The organism is Lysinibacillus sp. FSL K6-0232, assembly GCF_038008325.1.
Classification (GTDB): domain Bacteria; phylum Bacillota; class Bacilli; order Bacillales_A; family Planococcaceae; genus Lysinibacillus.
In genome coordinates, this window is record NZ_JBBOYW010000001.1 from 2,546,533 (window position 1) to 2,563,233 (window position 16,701).

The following is a 16,701-nucleotide window of genomic DNA, read 5'->3' on the forward strand; positions in this document are numbered from 1 at the left end:
AAACGAAAAGCCCTATTCGCTAAGTTTTCCTTTGTTTGTAACAAATTCGACATTTCTGTATCTATTGGCTAAAATATGTCTTGCCATTCCAAAAATGAATACTAATCAGTTGCTATTTATATGCGCTACTAAAAATCAAAGTTTCCTTTTGCTACTAATGATAACTACTAAAGCTCACACTAAATTTATGATATAATACCCAATCAGCGCTAGTAATCCTAGTACACCTGAAACAGTGAAATAGAGTAGCTTCATTTTGATGCCTGACCAAAGCCAAATCACACAATTGGCAGCAATTAAGCAAAATAACACGAGATTATCACCACTAAAATAAGTAGTGCAAATGCGAATAGACATGCTAAATAGTAAAATGGCAGCAAGTAAATGAAAAATAGGGGCTAATAGATGTTTTTTTCGCGCCATATTCCATGCAATGATAAATAAGATACACGCACTAATCCCCACTACAATGGTTAAAATCAATGTCAAGGAAGTGATTGTAAAATAGATGGCTAGCATCGCAATAATCACGATACATAGCCCTACGATTAACAAAATCATTTTGCGTTTTTCTGTTGGCAAAACAGCTTGTTTTGGGTGTTGTACAGGCTCTAATTCTTCTGGGTCTGCTCCTTCTGTATAAAGAGCTGCTAAAAAATCACAATAGTGTTCTGGTAAAAGTTTATTTTGTTTCCAAAACAAAATCTCATTCAGAATTATCTTTTTTCGAGGATTTGTCATAGTGTTAGCTCCAAACATTGCTTAATAATGGTTGTTGTTACAATTTTATCTCACACTATAAAAAAACACATCTGTATAAAGTAGCAAATCTATTATTTTGTTCCTTCTAATTATCTATTATTACCCATCATGCTATAGGCGAATAGCTTTTGTTTTGCAGCTTTAAGCTATTAAAAAGGAGCTATCCTCATGAGCTTGTTGCTCATTATACGGACAGCTCCATCTATATTCAATTTATTCTAAGAAATCTTTTAGACGTTTACTGCGAGAAGGGTGGCGTAATTTTCTTAGCGCTTTCGCTTCAATTTGACGAATACGCTCACGTGTCACACCAAATACTTTCCCTACTTCTTCTAATGTACGTGTGCGACCATCATCCAAACCAAAACGTAAACGAAGCACGTTTTCTTCACGGTCTGTTAATGTATCTAGCACATCTTCTAATTGCTCTTTTAACAATTCATAAGCTGCATGGTCAGATGGAGATTGAGCTTCAGAGTCCTCGATAAAATCTCCTAAATGGGAGTCGTCTTCTTCCCCAATTGGTGTTTCAAGAGATACAGGTTCTTGGGCAATTTTTAAAATTTCGCGTACTTTCTCAGGTGTTAAATCCATTTCTTCGCCAATTTCTTCTGGAGAAGGCTCACGACCTAAATCCTGTAATAATTGACGTTGTACACGGATTAATTTATTAATCGTTTCGACCATATGAACAGGAATACGAATTGTACGTGCTTGGTCAGCAATTGCACGTGTAATTGCCTGACGAATCCACCATGTTGCATAAGTAGAAAATTTAAAACCTTTACGGTAATCGAATTTTTCAACGGCCTTAATAAGCCCCATGTTCCCCTCTTGAATTAAATCAAGGAATAGCATACCACGACCAACGTAGCGCTTCGCAATCGATACAACAAGACGTAAATTCGCTTCTGCCAGACGTTTACGCGCTTCCTCATCACCTTGCTCAATACGCTCTGCTAATGCTATTTCTTGCTCTGCAGATAATAAGTCCACACGACCAATTTCCTTTAAATACATACGTACAGGATCGTTAATTTTAACACCTGGTGGTACACTTAAATCATTTAAGTCAAAAGTTTCCTCATTTGCTTCTTCTTTCATTAAGCTTTCTTCTTCAAATTCTTCTTTACCGATAATTTGAATATCTTTATGCTTTTCAAGGTCTTCAGCAAAATGGAAAATTTCTTCGTTTTCCAATTCATAAGGAGCAAGTTTCTCTGAAATTTCTTTCATTGAAATTTCACCTTCTGTTTTTGCCTTTTCTTGTAGGATTTTTTTTGCATCATCTAATGTAACTTCTACTTCTATCTCTTTTGAACGTTCTGACTTGTCCGCCATAAACCTTCCTCCTTCTAAACAACCGAATCGGGTTAAATCGCCGATAACGATTTTCTTAAATGAATAATCTGTTGGGCGATTTCAAGTGCACGTGCATACTCATGCATCTTCTCCGCTTCCTTTGACTCATGCATCTTTTGTTCAATTTCTTGCTCAATTCTATATTTTTGAAGCTGGCGTATAGAGTCTAGTACCTCTGCCTCTGCTTGATCAGGATCTCGCTCCACTAAAGCCGCTTCCATCACAATTTTTCGCAATTCAGCATCATCCAAAATTTCCATAAAGCGTTGATAATCAGGATGACCATATTCCTCATAAAACCCTACTAAGCGAACAAACACTGCCATATAAGCATCTCGTACAAATGGTTCTTTTTGCTCACTTCGTAATACCCTGTCTACTACATCTATATTATGAAGCATATGTGCAAGTAATAAACGTTCGGCACGTTCGGCTGCATCCATAGGCTTATGTTGTTGCGTGACTGGCATCGAAGGCTGATATATCGGTAATTCTGCTTTTGTAGAACGTACCTGATTTGCCTCTAGCTTTCGGAATTGAGCATAAATGGCTTCCTCTGAGATATTCGTTTCATTTGATAGCTGCCGTATATACAAATCTCGCTCGACTGGTGAGGACCTACCTATTAGCTGCTCTAGTACTTCTTGAATATATTGAAGCGTATCATTTTCAAATTGAAAATTCTTATTGCGTCTAGCATGCATCATCATAAAAGCAATATACGCGTGAGGATTTTCCAAAATTTTCTCTTTAAAGGCTTGTCCTCCAAAAGTACGAATATATTCATCTGGGTCTAATTTTTCTGGTAGCACCGCAATATTCACTTTCATGCGCTCCGTATGCAGTAGTTGCGCCGCTCTTTTCGCTGCATCAAAACCAGCATTATCACCATCATAGCAAATTGTAACTTGCTCTACTAAGCGCTTCAGCTTTGTGATATGCTGATTTGTTAGCGAAGTCCCCATTGTTGCAACGGCATTGCTAACGCCTGCTGAGCTAGCTGCCAACACATCCATAAAACCTTCCATCAATATTACTTGACGATTTTTCCTGATAGAAGTTCGTGCTTGATCTAGGTTATAAAGCACTTCACTTTTTTGAAATATTGGTGATTCTGGACTATTTAAATATTTTGCCTCTTCACCAGTAGCTGAAAGTATCCGTCCTGAGAAAGCAATGATTTTGCCGTTCTCATCACGAATCGGAAACATAATGCGCCCTCTAAAACGATCAAAATAACGCTCTTCCCCTTCTCGCTTAATGATTAAACCACTTTCTGCAATCTCTTGTAAGTTATAACCTTTTCTTTCAAGCAATATTGTTAATGCATCAAAGCTTGGGAGAGACCAACCGATGTTATTAGATTCGATAAGTTCCCTTGTAAATCCTCTTTCTAGCAAATAATTTAAAGGTTCCTCACCATCTTCGGTGTTCAACAGTAAATGATGAAAAAAATCTGCCGCAAAAGCATGTGCCTCTTTCATCCGCTCTTCTGCTTTTGAAACCTTTTTCGTAACGCCTGGGAAACTTGGCTCAATATCTAAATGTATGCCAGCACGCTCCCCAAGTTTCACAACTGCATCAGGAAAAGAAATGCCCTCTATATCCATTACAAAAGTAATGGCATTACCACCTGCACCACAGCCAAAGCAATGAAAAATTTGCTTGTCCGTTGATACAGAAAAAGACGGTGTTTGCTCTCCGTGAAATGGACAGAGCCCAAACCAATTTCGCCCACGTTTTGTAAGCTGCATATATTCACTAATCACATCAACAATATCTGACTGTGTGCGAATTTGCTCAATTACTTCTTCTGGAATCTTCCCTGCCAAATCCATCACCATCTTAAATATTTACGTTCTAAAAACACAATTCGCTATCCATTTTAAAATTCCTTTATTTCTCGACAAAAAATAGGATTTTTCTCTTTTCAATATTTTTACCACAATTTTATTATTATAAAACAAAAATTAGTATTTATCTATACCATTTTCAAAATCCACTCAAAAAAACCGCCTCTATGAACCGAGGTGGCTTATGGAAGTCCCATCTTTATTTACAAGTTAAAATATATTCAATAATCGTATTTGCTGTTTCTTCAACAGCCTTATTTGTGACATCAATGACTCGGCAGCCTATTTTATCGACAATTTTCTCAAAATGTTGAATTTCTTCTAATATACGATGATGTTGCGCATAGATGGCATCATCATTTAAGCCAAGCGATAGCAATCTTTCTTTTCTGATAGAATTTAACTTTTCAGGCGAGATAATTAACCCAAAGCATTTTTTCGGATCTATCTGTAAAAGCTCTTCGGGTGGCTCTACCTCTGGAACTAAAGGTACATTCGCCACCTTATATTTTTTATGGGCCAAATACTGTGATAGTGGTGTTTTCGATGTTCTTGACACACCGACAAGTACAATATCAGCTTGCAATAATCCACGTGGGTCTCTACCATCATCATATTTTACGGCAAATTCAATCGCTTCGATTTTTTTAAAATAGTCATCATCTAGCATATGAACAATACCTGGTGCTTCCAATGGTATTTCTTCCATAAAGGTTGCCATGGACTGTAAAGCTGGCCCTAAAATATCAACAGCCTGTACATTTTCTTGTGCACATAGCTCATGTAATAATGAGCGCATCTCTTGCCGCACAAGCGTATAAACAATAAATGCTCGTTGCTGTGCTGCAAGACGAACAATTTTACGGATAAGGTCCTCAGATTGAATATGAGGGAATCGACGAATCATCGTATTTTCTAAGCCTGGTCGGAACTGGCTAATAACAGCTTTCGCTACTTGATCACCAGTTTCACCGACAGAATCTGATACAACAAATACGCGTAATCTTTTCATACAGCTCTCCTTCAAATCTCGATGTTTTGTGCAAGTGATAAGAAAGCTCTTGTAATCGTTGTTTTTGTTAAACGACCTACAATGTTTAAGCCACCTTCTTTTGGCTCAACAACTGGTAGCGAATCGACTTCCCTTTCAATTAGCTTATTCGCTGCCACAACTAAAGAATCTGATCTTTCACAATACGAAATATTTGGCATACGCGTCATAATAATGTGTACAGGAATTTTGTTTAAATCCTGTGAACCGATACTTGTACGTAATAAATCCTTACGTGATAGGACGCCTGTCAAAAACTCATTCTTATCTACGACAAAGAGTGTACCAACATCTTCTGAAAACATAAAGCAAATTGCATCATAAACTGTCATCGTTTCTGGTACAACGACAGGACCAGAGTGAAAATCTTTCACTTTCAATGAATGAATACTATCTAGCAATGTAACAGATGCCTTTTTACCTGAATAAAAATAACCGACTCTCGGCCTTGCATCTAAAAATCCTGCCATTGTTAAAATTGCTAAATCTGGTCTTAACGTTGCCCTTGTCAGATTGAGACGCTCTGCAATATGCTCACCCGTAATAGGGCCATTTTCTTTCACAATCTGTAAAATGTCTTCCTGACGTTTATTGAGTTCGATTGGACTCACCGCCTCAAATCTAATAGTGTTATACTTATGCTCGATTATTATATACTATTTTAATAATTATTGCGAATTAAAGAACTACATGCTACAATATCAACACATACGCTTCTGTTCGATACATGTTCGAGCAAGATTGTGTTATACAGGCGATGAGGGGAAAAAAGTATCTGTTCCATATACAAGCGAGTAGAGATGGTGAAAGTCTACACAGTAACAGAGAAAAGGCACTCCCTGAGCTAACTTTTTGAAAAGAGGTTTTAAACATAACGTTTAAAACAATCAGGGTGGAACCGCGGGTATTAGCACTCGTCCCTGGGCATACATTGTGCCCGGCGACGGGTGCTATTTTCATGTAGTGTAATTTAAAGGAGGCTATTTTCATGACAAACAAATCAATGGAAACAATCGTATCATTAGCAAAGCATCGTGGCTTTGTCTTCCCAGGTTCTGAAATTTACGGAGGTCTTGCAAACACTTGGGATTACGGTCCACTTGGTGTGGAATTAAAAAATAATATTAAAAAAGCTTGGTGGCAAAAATTTGTCCAAGAATCTGAGTACAATGTAGGTCTTGATGCTGCTATTCTGATGAATCCTAAAGCTTGGGTGGCATCAGGTCATGTTGGTAACTTTAATGACCCAATGATTGACTGTAAAGCTTGTAAGGCTCGCCATCGTGCAGATAAAATTATTGAGGATGCTGCACTGGCACAGGGCGATGAAATTATTGTAGACGGTATGACGTTTGACCAAATGAAAGAAACAATGGTGAAATACAATGTTGTTTGCCCTGATTGTGGAAAGGCTGATTTCACAGATATTCGCCAATTTAACCTAATGTTTAAAACATTCCAGGGTGTAACAGAGTCTTCTACAAATGAAATTTACTTACGCCCAGAAACAGCTCAAGGTATTTTTGTCAACTTTAAAAATGTCCAACGCTCAATGCGCAAACGTACACCATTTGGTATAGCACAAATCGGTAAATCATTCCGTAATGAAATCACACCAGGTAACTTCACATTCCGTACACGTGAATTTGAACAAATGGAGCTTGAGTTCTTCTGTAAACCTGGCGAAGACCTTGAGTGGCATGCATATTGGAAAGAATTCTGTAAAAATTGGTTACTAAATTTAGGGATGAAAGAAGAATCTATGCGTCTTCGTGACCATGAGGATGATGAGCTATCTCACTACTCTAACGCTACAACAGATATCGAATTCAAATTCCCATTTGGCTGGGGAGAGCTGTGGGGTGTAGCGGATCGTACAGATTACGACTTAAAGCAACATATGGAGCATTCAGGTGAAGATTTCACATATATCGACCCTGTATCAAATGAGCGCTATGTTCCTTATTGTATCGAGCCATCATTAGGGGCTGACCGTGTAACATTAGCATTCCTATGTGATGCGTATGATGAGGAGGAGCTTGAAGGTGACGATAAACGTACTGTTTTACGTTTCCATCCTGCACTAGCACCATTTAAAGCGGCTGTACTACCGCTTTCTAAAAAATTATCTGATGAAGCGGCTGATGTTTGGGCTGAGCTTCGCAAAGCATTCCCTGTTGACTTTGATGAATCACAATCAATCGGTAAACGCTACCGCCGTCAAGATGAAATTGGTACTCCATTCTGTATCACATATGATTTCGACTCCAAAGAGGATGGTCAAGTAACAGTGCGTCATCGTGATTCTATGACACAGGTTCGTATGCCAATTGCCGAAGTAAAAGCATATATCGAAAAACACCTTCAATTCTAATGCACAAAAAGAGAGAGTTCGCCATCTGTTAGGCAACTCTCTCTTTATGCTTTATAGGTTGAAAATAAACGCTCCTGCATTTTTTCCTCAAATGAAAACTTTTTCATGCTCATACCGATTAAGCTTACAAGGATTTCCTCAATATCTGCTAGCGAGTAATAAAGAAATGCTCCTTCTCGCATAGGGCGAACTCGCTTTTCCACAGTCGGTTCATCCTCAATAAAATAGGCAACATTTACATTACAATGCTCCATTAACTGTGTAATCTGTTGGTCATCACCAGGGTTTATAAAGAACGGAACAATTTTATCAATATATAAAATGCTTTGCACAAGTTTAATAAAGAAGTTTTCACGAAGAGGCGTTTCCACCACTAAAATGGTTGTATGTTCATGCTGGTAATCCATATATAAAACAGCTAATTGCTCCTCCAGTAACTTCTTTAATATATAAATAGAATTTTGATATTTTGTTTGATCTGTTTGTATTTCTCTTGTTAATAGGCGCAAGATACGAAAGGCTGGTAAGAAAATTTTTAATACAATCTCTTTTGGATGTAGATGATCAATTAATTTACTATAGTGCATTCTTAAATTATTTTCATCACAGCGGATTAATTGCTCCACAAATAAATTAAAAATCTCCTCAAAACTATCTGCACGGTAATCAATCATTTTGACAATTTTCACACTATAATTCAACGGCAGATTCATGGATGTTTGCTCATCTAGCAATCTTACCTTTGGCAATGTTGGAAATAAATCATAGACAAGCTCCACTCGTGCACTACGGTTATCGGATAATAAAACAACCGAGTTCACAGGATAAATACCTAAACATTCCACAAATTTATGCATAAAGCCTTCATTATATAAATGTCGATCCCTATATAAGACAGCTAAAGCATCTGTAGCGCCATAGCCAGTATGATACACACGCTTCGATGTCATCGCTGAATAGCCATCAATAATTTGCAGCAATTGTACACCTTCACTCATTTCATCTGCACATAGCTGATTCGGATAGCCTTTGCCTGCAAATCGTTCATGATGATCGCGTGCTAAATAAGCAATATCTTCCTCACCATTTTCCACCAACAGCTCATAGCCCCTTGTTGTATGTGTTTTAACAATATCAAATTCATCCTCAGATAGCTTTCGTTTTAAATTTAATATTTCTTGTGGAATAAATACTTTTCCAATATCATGAAATAAATAGCCTCTTGCCAATGTTTCAATATCTGTTAAGCCAAGGTAACGAGCAAAAATAGTACCTAAGACAAACACATCAAATGAATGGACAAATGAATATTCGTCCCATTCCTTTAAGCGCATTAGTAAATCATAGCGATGCTTCTCTTCCAAAATCTTTTCAAAAACACCTCGTACATAGGCTGTATCCTGTATGCTTTTCAATATTTGCCCATAGCGTAATTCATGCACAACATTCTCGAGCGTTGTCATAAAAAGCTGGCTTACCTTTTCTTTATAGTCATCTACTGGTTCTTTTTCATCAAGGAATGGCTCAAATAAATCTTCATATTCTCTTGCTCGCTGCACACTTAAATCATGGACAACACGAACCGAATCAGCAGGTATATAAACAGACAATTCATCTACTTTTCGAAGCTTCAGTAATGCAATAATGCGTTCCGTTAAAACTAAATCTTTTTTAGCTAATAAACGATATTCCGAAAAAATATCTTCGGCTAATATATCATTTGCTTCAACTTCATTAATGCTTAAGGTTACTTTTCGCAGCATATTTTATGCCACATTATACATAAAGGATGCATAATGTGACTCCCTCCTTTTTCCATAGGAATGCATTATTCTGATAAACGTATCCATAACACCTCCGCTAACTCTCGTCTAAACCACAGAAAAATCTGTGACATTGGTTAGAGGCTTTATCATAGTTCAACGAATGGTTGTATAGCATTATTTTTTACTATAAAAACAGTTGTAAAACTAAGATAAAAGGACGTTTTGCTGATAGAGGCATGTTAAAGCTATATAAAGTTTATTTTAATCATTCACAATCATTAAATTTCAAAACAATTAGTTCCATTCTATCGCAGATAAAAGAGCTTTCTATAGGCTTGGCTTTCTCCTCTTTCATGTTCAACGCTTCGCACTGCCGCCACAAGCTCTAGCTTATTACATGGAAATATCCGTCATCATTTTCACTCATTTAGAGCTCATAATCAAAAAGAAATATCAACAGGATGATCTATATTTATTACAATATCATAGGTTAAAATGCCTTTTCAACTAGTATATGGTGTTCATATGATTAGTTTATACTATTAAAATGATGCAAACTATGTAAAAATAAGATTACTTTAGACTATTTTATATCTAAAAAATAATTAATTTCAAATATAACTATTTCTAAGGTACTATTAAATTCTTTTTATAAGCAAATATATTATTATATATATTAATTTTATATAATAATCCCTCTTTTTAAAAATTTGAAATTTTATTTATTTACACTACTTATGATTTATATAAAGCAGCCTTTCAATGACCAAATAAATAGGTCTTTTCACTTAATTCATTTGATTGTTATAATAGGGGGGAAATTGCCTAGAGGCTATGAAAATATAAAATGCCAGAAGCATTTTAATCGTCTTCTGGCATTTCATCTTTTGTAGTAGTGGAGCGAATTTGTAATTCGGGCGTACGCTCTAGCTGGTCAATAAATTTCCTTGTTTTAAAGCGTATCCCTGTTTGCTCCTCATAGATGGTGGTAATAATCTTCTTAATAAAATATTTTGTTTCTTTTTTCAATTCTATTTTGCCAATTTGCTCAATTGGTACAGTATAAAACATGCGAATTAGCTTAAGCTGTGTTGGTGTTAGACGAATAATATAAGGATCATGCTGGTAGCAGCGGTGGCATAAAAATCCCCCTTGTGCAAAGGAAAAAGCAAATTCACCATCAACAGCCCCACATGAGGCACAAGCATGTAAAATAGGCTGCACACCTGTATAAGGGAGCATTTTCCATTCTACAAATAATGTAATCGCTTCAGGATCATACCCTTCCTCTATTGCTTGTAATGCTTGAAGTAGCACCTCAAATGCAAAAGGCTCAGGCTTTCCTTCCTCTACAACGCGCTCCACTAGCTCCATAATATAGCTAGCATAGGCTGTCGCTACAATATCCTCACGAATATGGCGCATTGAATGAAGGTGCTCCCCTTGTTGCAATGTTCCCATGCCTGTATGGTGCTGTACCATAAACATGCCATATGTAAAGGGCTGTGTCACAGATGCCAATCTACTAGAAGGCTTCTTGGCTCCTCTAGCCATCGTCGCCACCTTACCAGCCTCTCGCGTTAATAATGTAACGATTTTATTGGATTCTCCGTAGGCGCGTGCTTTTATGACAATCCCCTCCCATTTATGAAGCATCATACCGCCTCCTTTCTTCAAAAAATAGAGCTCTCCAAAATTTTTGGACAGCTCCACATACACCTATAACAGCACCTTAATATTCATCATCACGGAATCCAAAGTCACGTAAATGTGTTGATTTATTGCGCCAATCTTTTTGCACCTTCACCCATAGCTCTAAATATACTTTAGAGCCTAGCAGCATTTCAATATCTTTACGTGCACGTATCCCCACTTCTTTTAATAGTGCACCACGTTTCCCAATAACAATCCCCTTTTGAGAGTCACGTTCTACAATAATCGTTGCCGCCACATGAATTTTACCTTCATTTTCCTCGTCACGGCGAATTTTATCAATGACTACTGCTATGGAATGGGGAATCTCCTCACGTGTTAAATGCAATACCTTTTCACGAATAAGTTCAGAAATAATAAATCGCTCAGGATGATCAGTCACTTGATCTGCTGGATAATATTGTGGACCCTCTGGTAAATATTTTGATAGTGTTGCTAATAGGTTTTCAACATTATTACCTTGCAGGGCAGAAATCGGCACAATCTCCGCAAATTCATAGCGCTCTTTATAGCTCTCAATAATACCGATTAATTCATCTGGATGAATTTGATCAATTTTATTAATCACAAGGAACACAGGCGTTGAATTTCCTGCTAGCATATCGAGAATAAATTCATCACCTTTACCAAGCTTTTGCTCTGCATTGACCATAAACATAATAATATCGACTTCACGCAATGTATTTTTTGCAACTTTTAACATAAAGTCACCTAGTTTATGTTTAGGCTTATGAATACCTGGTGTATCAATAAAAACCATTTGGCTATCATTTGTTGTTAGTACGCCCTGTACTTTATTTCGTGTTGTTTGCGGCTTATCACTCATAATGGCAATTTTTTGACCAATCACACGATTTAAAAATGTTGATTTCCCTACGTTGGGACGGCCGATAATGGAGATAAAGCCTGATTTATAGCCCTCTTTAGTTTCCAGCATTCTCTAAATCCTCCGTTGTAAATGCAAACGGTAATAATTCGCCCACTGAGGTTACCGTCACATCACCTTTTAAATTCGTTAAATAAACAGGCATTGTTGGCGCACAAAACTCCATCATTACCTGACGACACGCTCCACAAGGGGCACATGGACCATCTGTATCCGCCACAATTGCAATCGCCTCAAAGTCATAAATCCCCTCTGATACAGCTTTAAAAAACGCTGTACGCTCGGCACAATTTGTCATACTATAGCCTGCATTTTCAATATTACAGCCGTGAATAACCTCTCCATCCTTCGTTAAAAGCGCTGCACCTACCTTAAATTTAGAATACGGTACATAGGCTTTTTCTCGTGCTTTTTTTGATTCCTCTAACAATGCTTGCATATCGATTGTCATCTATATAAATTCTCCCTTATGTCATTATTCAAGGCACTCTTTTTGCTTAAAACCATTTTGGTAGAAAGATGAGTAACCCGATGATAGCACTGAATAGCGCAAATACTAACACTGCACCTGCCGCAATATCTTTTGCCTGCTTTGCGAGCGGATGGATATCTGGTGACGCTAAATCAACGACCCGCTCGATGGCTGTATTGATCATTTCCAGTGCCAGCATTAGTGCTATTAATAGTAGCACAATATACCATTCTATACGAGATAAACCTGTAAAATAACCAGCCAGTATAACAATGATTGCACTTAGTACATGCGATTTCATATTTTGCTCTTTACTTGCTGCAATAATGCCCTCAAATGCATAGCCAAAAGACCGCAAGTATTTACGCATATTCATTTAGTTTCTTCCTAAGCCAAATGTTTGTAAAATTTCATCCTGCTTGGTAAACATCACTTTCTCTTCTGCTGGCTCCATATGATCATACCCAAGTAAATGTAAAAAGCCATGTACGGCTAAAAAGCCTAGCTCTCTTTCAAAGGAATGATTATATTCCTCTGCCTGCTCCTTTGCACGATCCGTTGAAATAATAATATCGCCTAGCACACGCGGCATCCCTTCAAAAATGATTTCCATTTCACCTTCACCTAGCTCCTCTAGCGCAAAGGAAATAACATCAGTTGGTTGATCCTTGCCACGATATTCACGGTTAATCTCCTGAATCGCCTCATTTGTCACAAATGTAACAGAAACTTCTGCTTCAGGTTCAATATTTTCTACACTTGCAGCATGCTGTAACAGCTTTTCCACAAGCTCGATATGTTGTGCTGCGACTTCATGTGTGTCATCTGTAAAATCAATTGTTAAAACCATAGACCCTCCTACTTATCTGCCTTTGGATATTCAATACGTGAATGGAAAATGCCATTCATCGTTTCACAAAGTACCCGCTCTATACATTTTAACTCTTTTATCGAAATATCGCATTCATCAAACTGATTATCTTGTACACGGTCATCAATAATAGCTCGCACTAGCTTGCGAATTTTCTCAGCATTTGGCTCTTTCATGGAACGTACCGCTGCCTCGACACTATCCGCAACACTGATAACTGCCGCTTCCTTTGTTTGCGGCTTTGGTCCCGGATAGCGGAACTTTGCCTCATCCATACTTTCTCCTGCTTCTTTTGCTTTATACCAGAAGAATTTTAACAAGCTTGTCCCATGATGCTGTAACGCAATATCAATAATTTCCTGCGGCATTTTATAACGTTTAAGCATCTCGGCTCCGTCTGTTGTATGTGCAATAATAATTTCAGCACTTGTTTCAGGTGGTAATGAATCGTGCGGATTAATGCCCGACATCTGATTTTCAATGAAAAATGCTGGACGCTTTGTTTTACCAATATCATGATAATAACAGCCAACACGCGCGAGTAAACCATCCGCTCCTATTTCTTCACAGGCAGCCTCCGCTAAGTTCGCCACCATTACACTATGATGATAGGTTCCCGGCGCTTCCATTAATAATTTCTTTAATAATGGATGGTTTGGGTTTGATAGCTCAATTAAGCGTAAAGATGACAACAAGCTAAATGCTGATTCAAAGAATGGTAAAAGCCCCATCGTTAACGCGCCTGAAAGCAGCGCAGATAATATAGCTGCAATAAAGTAAAAGACTAACTCTTTTAGATCATAGGATGATTGTGTCATTAATAAATAAAAGGCAATAAAGGTCATGTTGACAAAAGAAATTACACCTACCGCCTGTAAAATATGCGAGCGCTTTTCCACATTACGTAAAAAGAATAGGCTTGCAAACCCACCAAAAATAATATAGAGCGTAATTTCCATTTGCATCACGGATGAATAGCCTTCTTGAAAAATAACACCCGCAGAAGCAGCAGTCATCACCGTGATTAGCACAGCAGTACGCTCATCTGCTAACAATCGCACAAGCATTGTTGCCAATGCTGTTGGGAATAAAAACGCAATCGTTACATCAAAGCCTCCTGCCACTAAGCTAATAAACTTCATCAGCAGGATGGAAAATGTATAAACAATGGCTGTTACTAACAAGGCATTACGTTTTTTACGTTCGTCAGCCTGCCAACGCTCAAATAAAATAAACATAAACATCATTTGCAACAATGTTAAAATAAGCAGTCCTGCAATCGGCTTTAAGGAAGGTTTATTACTAATCATCCCTAATAGCTCTAATTGTCGATAAGCCTCATTATCAATAATTTGTCCTTCCTGCACAATAATTTGCCCTTGCAAAATACGTGTAGGCTCAACACTTTCTTTTACCTGCTCTCGTCTAGCTTTTGTTTGTTCTTCGCTAATTGTTTCATTCTCAATAATACTTGTGCGCGCTATTAATACAACGGTATTAAAAATTCTATCTGGATAGCCACGCTGTCCTCGAATTTTTGCTTCAAAATCATTTTGCGCAACAAAGACATTTTCTGGTCGTATGGATTTTTGTAAGTATTCTTCTACAGATTTAGATAGTTGCGTACTTGTTCGATTCAAATCTGCCTCACTTTGTGTTAACAGACCTTCTAGCTGTGAATCTGTAAAGTTTAAAGGCATTTGACCTTCATCAATCGATTCAAACTTTTTACGGAGCTGTGTCACTTGATCCGCTATTGGAATAGGTTCTTTACTGTCTTCAACATCTTTTTTCACTTCAAGCACATAGCCAAATAATGATGTAATAATCGCTGCCCTTTGCTTGGCGACATCCTCCGAAAATTGATAGACAGGCTCTACTGCATTTGCGGCTTTTTCCCGCTCTTGCTGCGTCTTATAGGTGTCTTCAATTGTTTTAGTAGATCGTACAGTTTCAGGCGCAAGCTGTAGTGGTTTGAAATCGTATGTAACTCCTTTAACATTCCCGTACATAAATGCAAACTGTAGGGCTCCTGTTAAAATGAGAATAATGATAAGAAAATAGCGAAAACCAATAAGCTCTGTAAATTTTCGAAGTTGTTTCTCCATCTGGCACCTCCTCTATCTACCTACTATCATACCAATTCAACATACATTTTTCTCGAAAAATGTATAAGAAAGCAAAAAACAGCTATACAATTTCGCATAGCTGTCACATATTTTGATAAATTTCGATTCATCAATATCCGAACGGATGGCGAATTGAGCGCTTGTGCCTGATAATTGAGCGGTTTTATAGCCAAATTGATTACATGCTATTTTAGGGACAAATTATTGCCCCTGCCGCTAGCGCTTTCGGGGCAGACTTTAACCCTGTTGCCCCTGCCGCTTCGCTTTCGGGGCAGACTTTAACCCTGTTGCCCCTGCCGCTTCGCTTTCGGGGCAGACTTTAGCCCTGTTGCCCCTGCCGCTAGCGCTTTCGGGGCAGACTTTAACCCTGTTGCCCCTGCCGCTTCGCTTTCGGGGCAGACTTTAGCCCTGTTGCCCCTGCCGCTTCGCTTTCGGGGCAGACTTTAGCCCTGTTGCCCCTGCCGCTTCGCTTTCGGGGCAGACTTTAGAATTGCTACGCAATTCTAAAGTTGCTGCTCTTCATAGGCTTGGATAATTTTAGCTACGATTGGATGGCGCACGACATCGCCTTGTTCTAGCACTTGGAAATGGATGGATTTTACGTATTTTAATGTACGTTCAGCAACGATTAATCCTGACTCTGTATTTTTAGGCAAATCAATTTGTGTTTTATCGCCTGTAATGACCATTTTAGAGCCAAAGCCTAGACGTGTTAAAAACATTTTCATTTGCTGATGTGTTGTATTTTGTGCTTCATCTAAAATGACAAAGGCATCGTCTAATGTACGGCCACGCATATAGGCTAGTGGGGCGATTTCAATTGTTCCTCGCTCAATTAGGCGCTGTGTTTGTTCTGCCCCGTAAATGTCGTTTAAAGCGTCGTAGAGAGGTCTTAGATATGGGTCTACCTTTTCCTTTAAATCACCTGGAAGAAACCCTAGGGACTCTCCTGCTTCAACGGCTGGGCGCGTTAAAATAATGCGCTTTACATGTCCATTTTTCAGCGCTTGTGTTGCCATCACTACTGCCAAATACGTTTTCCCAGTACCTGCTGGTCCAATACCGAAAACAACGTCCTTGTGACGGATTGCTTGTATGTATTCTCGCTGACCAATTGTTTTTGCACGAATGGACTTGCCCTTTGTCGTGCGTGCTATTTCTTCGTCATATAGTTCTGCAAAATATTCAATCGTTCCTTTTTGTGTCATTTCAATTGCTGTTGTGACATCACGCTGATCAATATTGATGCCTTTGCGAATCACTTTTAATAATGCATGCAGAAGAAGTGTCGCTTGTTCCTTAGCATTCTCTTCACCTGCAAGTTGAATTTGTTCACCACGTGTAATAATGTGAACATTTAGTGCCTCTTCAATTAATTTCATATTGGCATCGGAAATACCGAGTAGCATAACCGCTTCATTTGGATTATCCACCTGTAATACAGTTAACTGTTCTGACATAA

Annotated in this window: 14 protein-coding genes; 1 reads left to right on the forward strand and 13 read right to left on the reverse strand. The window is 38.1% G+C overall.

The genetic code is table 11. The features are described 5' to 3' along the window. Positions 1-174: 174 nt before the first annotated feature. From MHB42_RS12440 to MHB42_RS12460, 5 genes are all read right to left on the reverse strand, one after another. Entirely contained in the window at positions 175-741 is a 567-nt protein-coding gene (locus MHB42_RS12440) for a hypothetical protein (protein ID WP_340806521.1), read from the reverse strand. Between the two features lie 234 nt (positions 742-975). After that, positions 976-2,103, reverse strand: coding sequence for an RNA polymerase sigma factor RpoD (gene rpoD / locus MHB42_RS12445; protein ID WP_340806522.1), 1,128 nt, complete (start codon positions 2,101-2,103; stop codon positions 976-978). 32 nt (positions 2,104-2,135) lie between these two features. After that, positions 2,136-3,968, reverse strand: a complete 1,833-nt coding sequence (gene dnaG / locus MHB42_RS12450; RefSeq protein WP_340806524.1) for a DNA primase — start codon at positions 3,966-3,968, stop codon at positions 2,136-2,138. A gap of 208 nt (positions 3,969-4,176) precedes the next feature. After that, positions 4,177-4,989, reverse strand: coding sequence for a pyruvate, water dikinase regulatory protein (locus MHB42_RS12455; RefSeq protein ID WP_340806525.1), 813 nt, complete (start codon positions 4,987-4,989; stop codon positions 4,177-4,179). An 11-nt stretch (positions 4,990-5,000) separates the two neighbouring features. Beyond that, positions 5,001-5,639: a helix-turn-helix transcriptional regulator gene (locus tag MHB42_RS12460; protein ID WP_340806526.1), complete on the reverse strand. Its 639-nt coding sequence runs from the start codon at positions 5,637-5,639 to the stop codon at positions 5,001-5,003. A gap of 377 nt (positions 5,640-6,016) precedes the next feature. Here MHB42_RS12460 and MHB42_RS12465 point away from each other — a divergent pair, with 377 nt between their 5' ends. Then, positions 6,017-7,402, forward strand: a complete 1,386-nt coding sequence (locus MHB42_RS12465; protein WP_340806527.1) for a glycine--tRNA ligase — start codon at positions 6,017-6,019, stop codon at positions 7,400-7,402. A gap of 44 nt (positions 7,403-7,446) precedes the next feature. Here the strand turns inward: MHB42_RS12465 and MHB42_RS12470 are convergent, their stop codons facing one another. The 8 genes from MHB42_RS12470 to MHB42_RS12505 all read right to left on the reverse strand — a co-directional run bounded on the left by MHB42_RS12470 (position 7,447) and on the right by MHB42_RS12505 (position 16,699). Next, entirely contained in the window at positions 7,447-9,165 is a 1,719-nt protein-coding gene (locus MHB42_RS12470) for an HD-GYP domain-containing protein (RefSeq protein ID WP_340806529.1), read from the reverse strand. An 864-nt stretch (positions 9,166-10,029) separates the two neighbouring features. Continuing rightward, positions 10,030-10,824: a DNA repair protein RecO gene (gene recO / locus MHB42_RS12475; RefSeq protein ID WP_340808593.1), complete on the reverse strand. Its 795-nt coding sequence runs from the start codon at positions 10,822-10,824 to the stop codon at positions 10,030-10,032. Between the two features lie 76 nt (positions 10,825-10,900). Then, complete coding sequence (era, locus tag MHB42_RS12480) at positions 10,901-11,818, reverse strand: GTPase Era (RefSeq protein ID WP_340806530.1); 918 nt, start codon at positions 11,816-11,818, stop codon at positions 10,901-10,903. Next, complete coding sequence (locus tag MHB42_RS12485; protein ID WP_340806531.1) at positions 11,805-12,218, reverse strand: cytidine deaminase; 414 nt, start codon at positions 12,216-12,218, stop codon at positions 11,805-11,807. The genes era and MHB42_RS12485 overlap by 14 nt, the downstream gene beginning before the upstream one ends. A gap of 46 nt (positions 12,219-12,264) precedes the next feature. Continuing rightward, positions 12,265-12,615, reverse strand: coding sequence for a diacylglycerol kinase family protein (locus tag MHB42_RS12490; protein WP_340806532.1), 351 nt, complete (start codon positions 12,613-12,615; stop codon positions 12,265-12,267). Further along, entirely contained in the window at positions 12,616-13,089 is a 474-nt protein-coding gene (gene ybeY, locus MHB42_RS12495) for an rRNA maturation RNase YbeY (RefSeq protein WP_340806534.1), read from the reverse strand. Positions 13,090-13,097: 8 nt separating this feature from the next. Beyond that, complete coding sequence (locus tag MHB42_RS12500) at positions 13,098-15,218, reverse strand: HD family phosphohydrolase (RefSeq protein WP_340806535.1); 2,121 nt, start codon at positions 15,216-15,218, stop codon at positions 13,098-13,100. 524 nt (positions 15,219-15,742) lie between these two features. Continuing rightward, on the reverse strand, positions 15,743-16,699 hold the full coding sequence (locus MHB42_RS12505) for a PhoH family protein (protein WP_340806536.1): 957 nt from the start codon (positions 16,697-16,699) through the stop codon (positions 15,743-15,745). Positions 16,700-16,701: the final 2 nt, after the last annotated feature.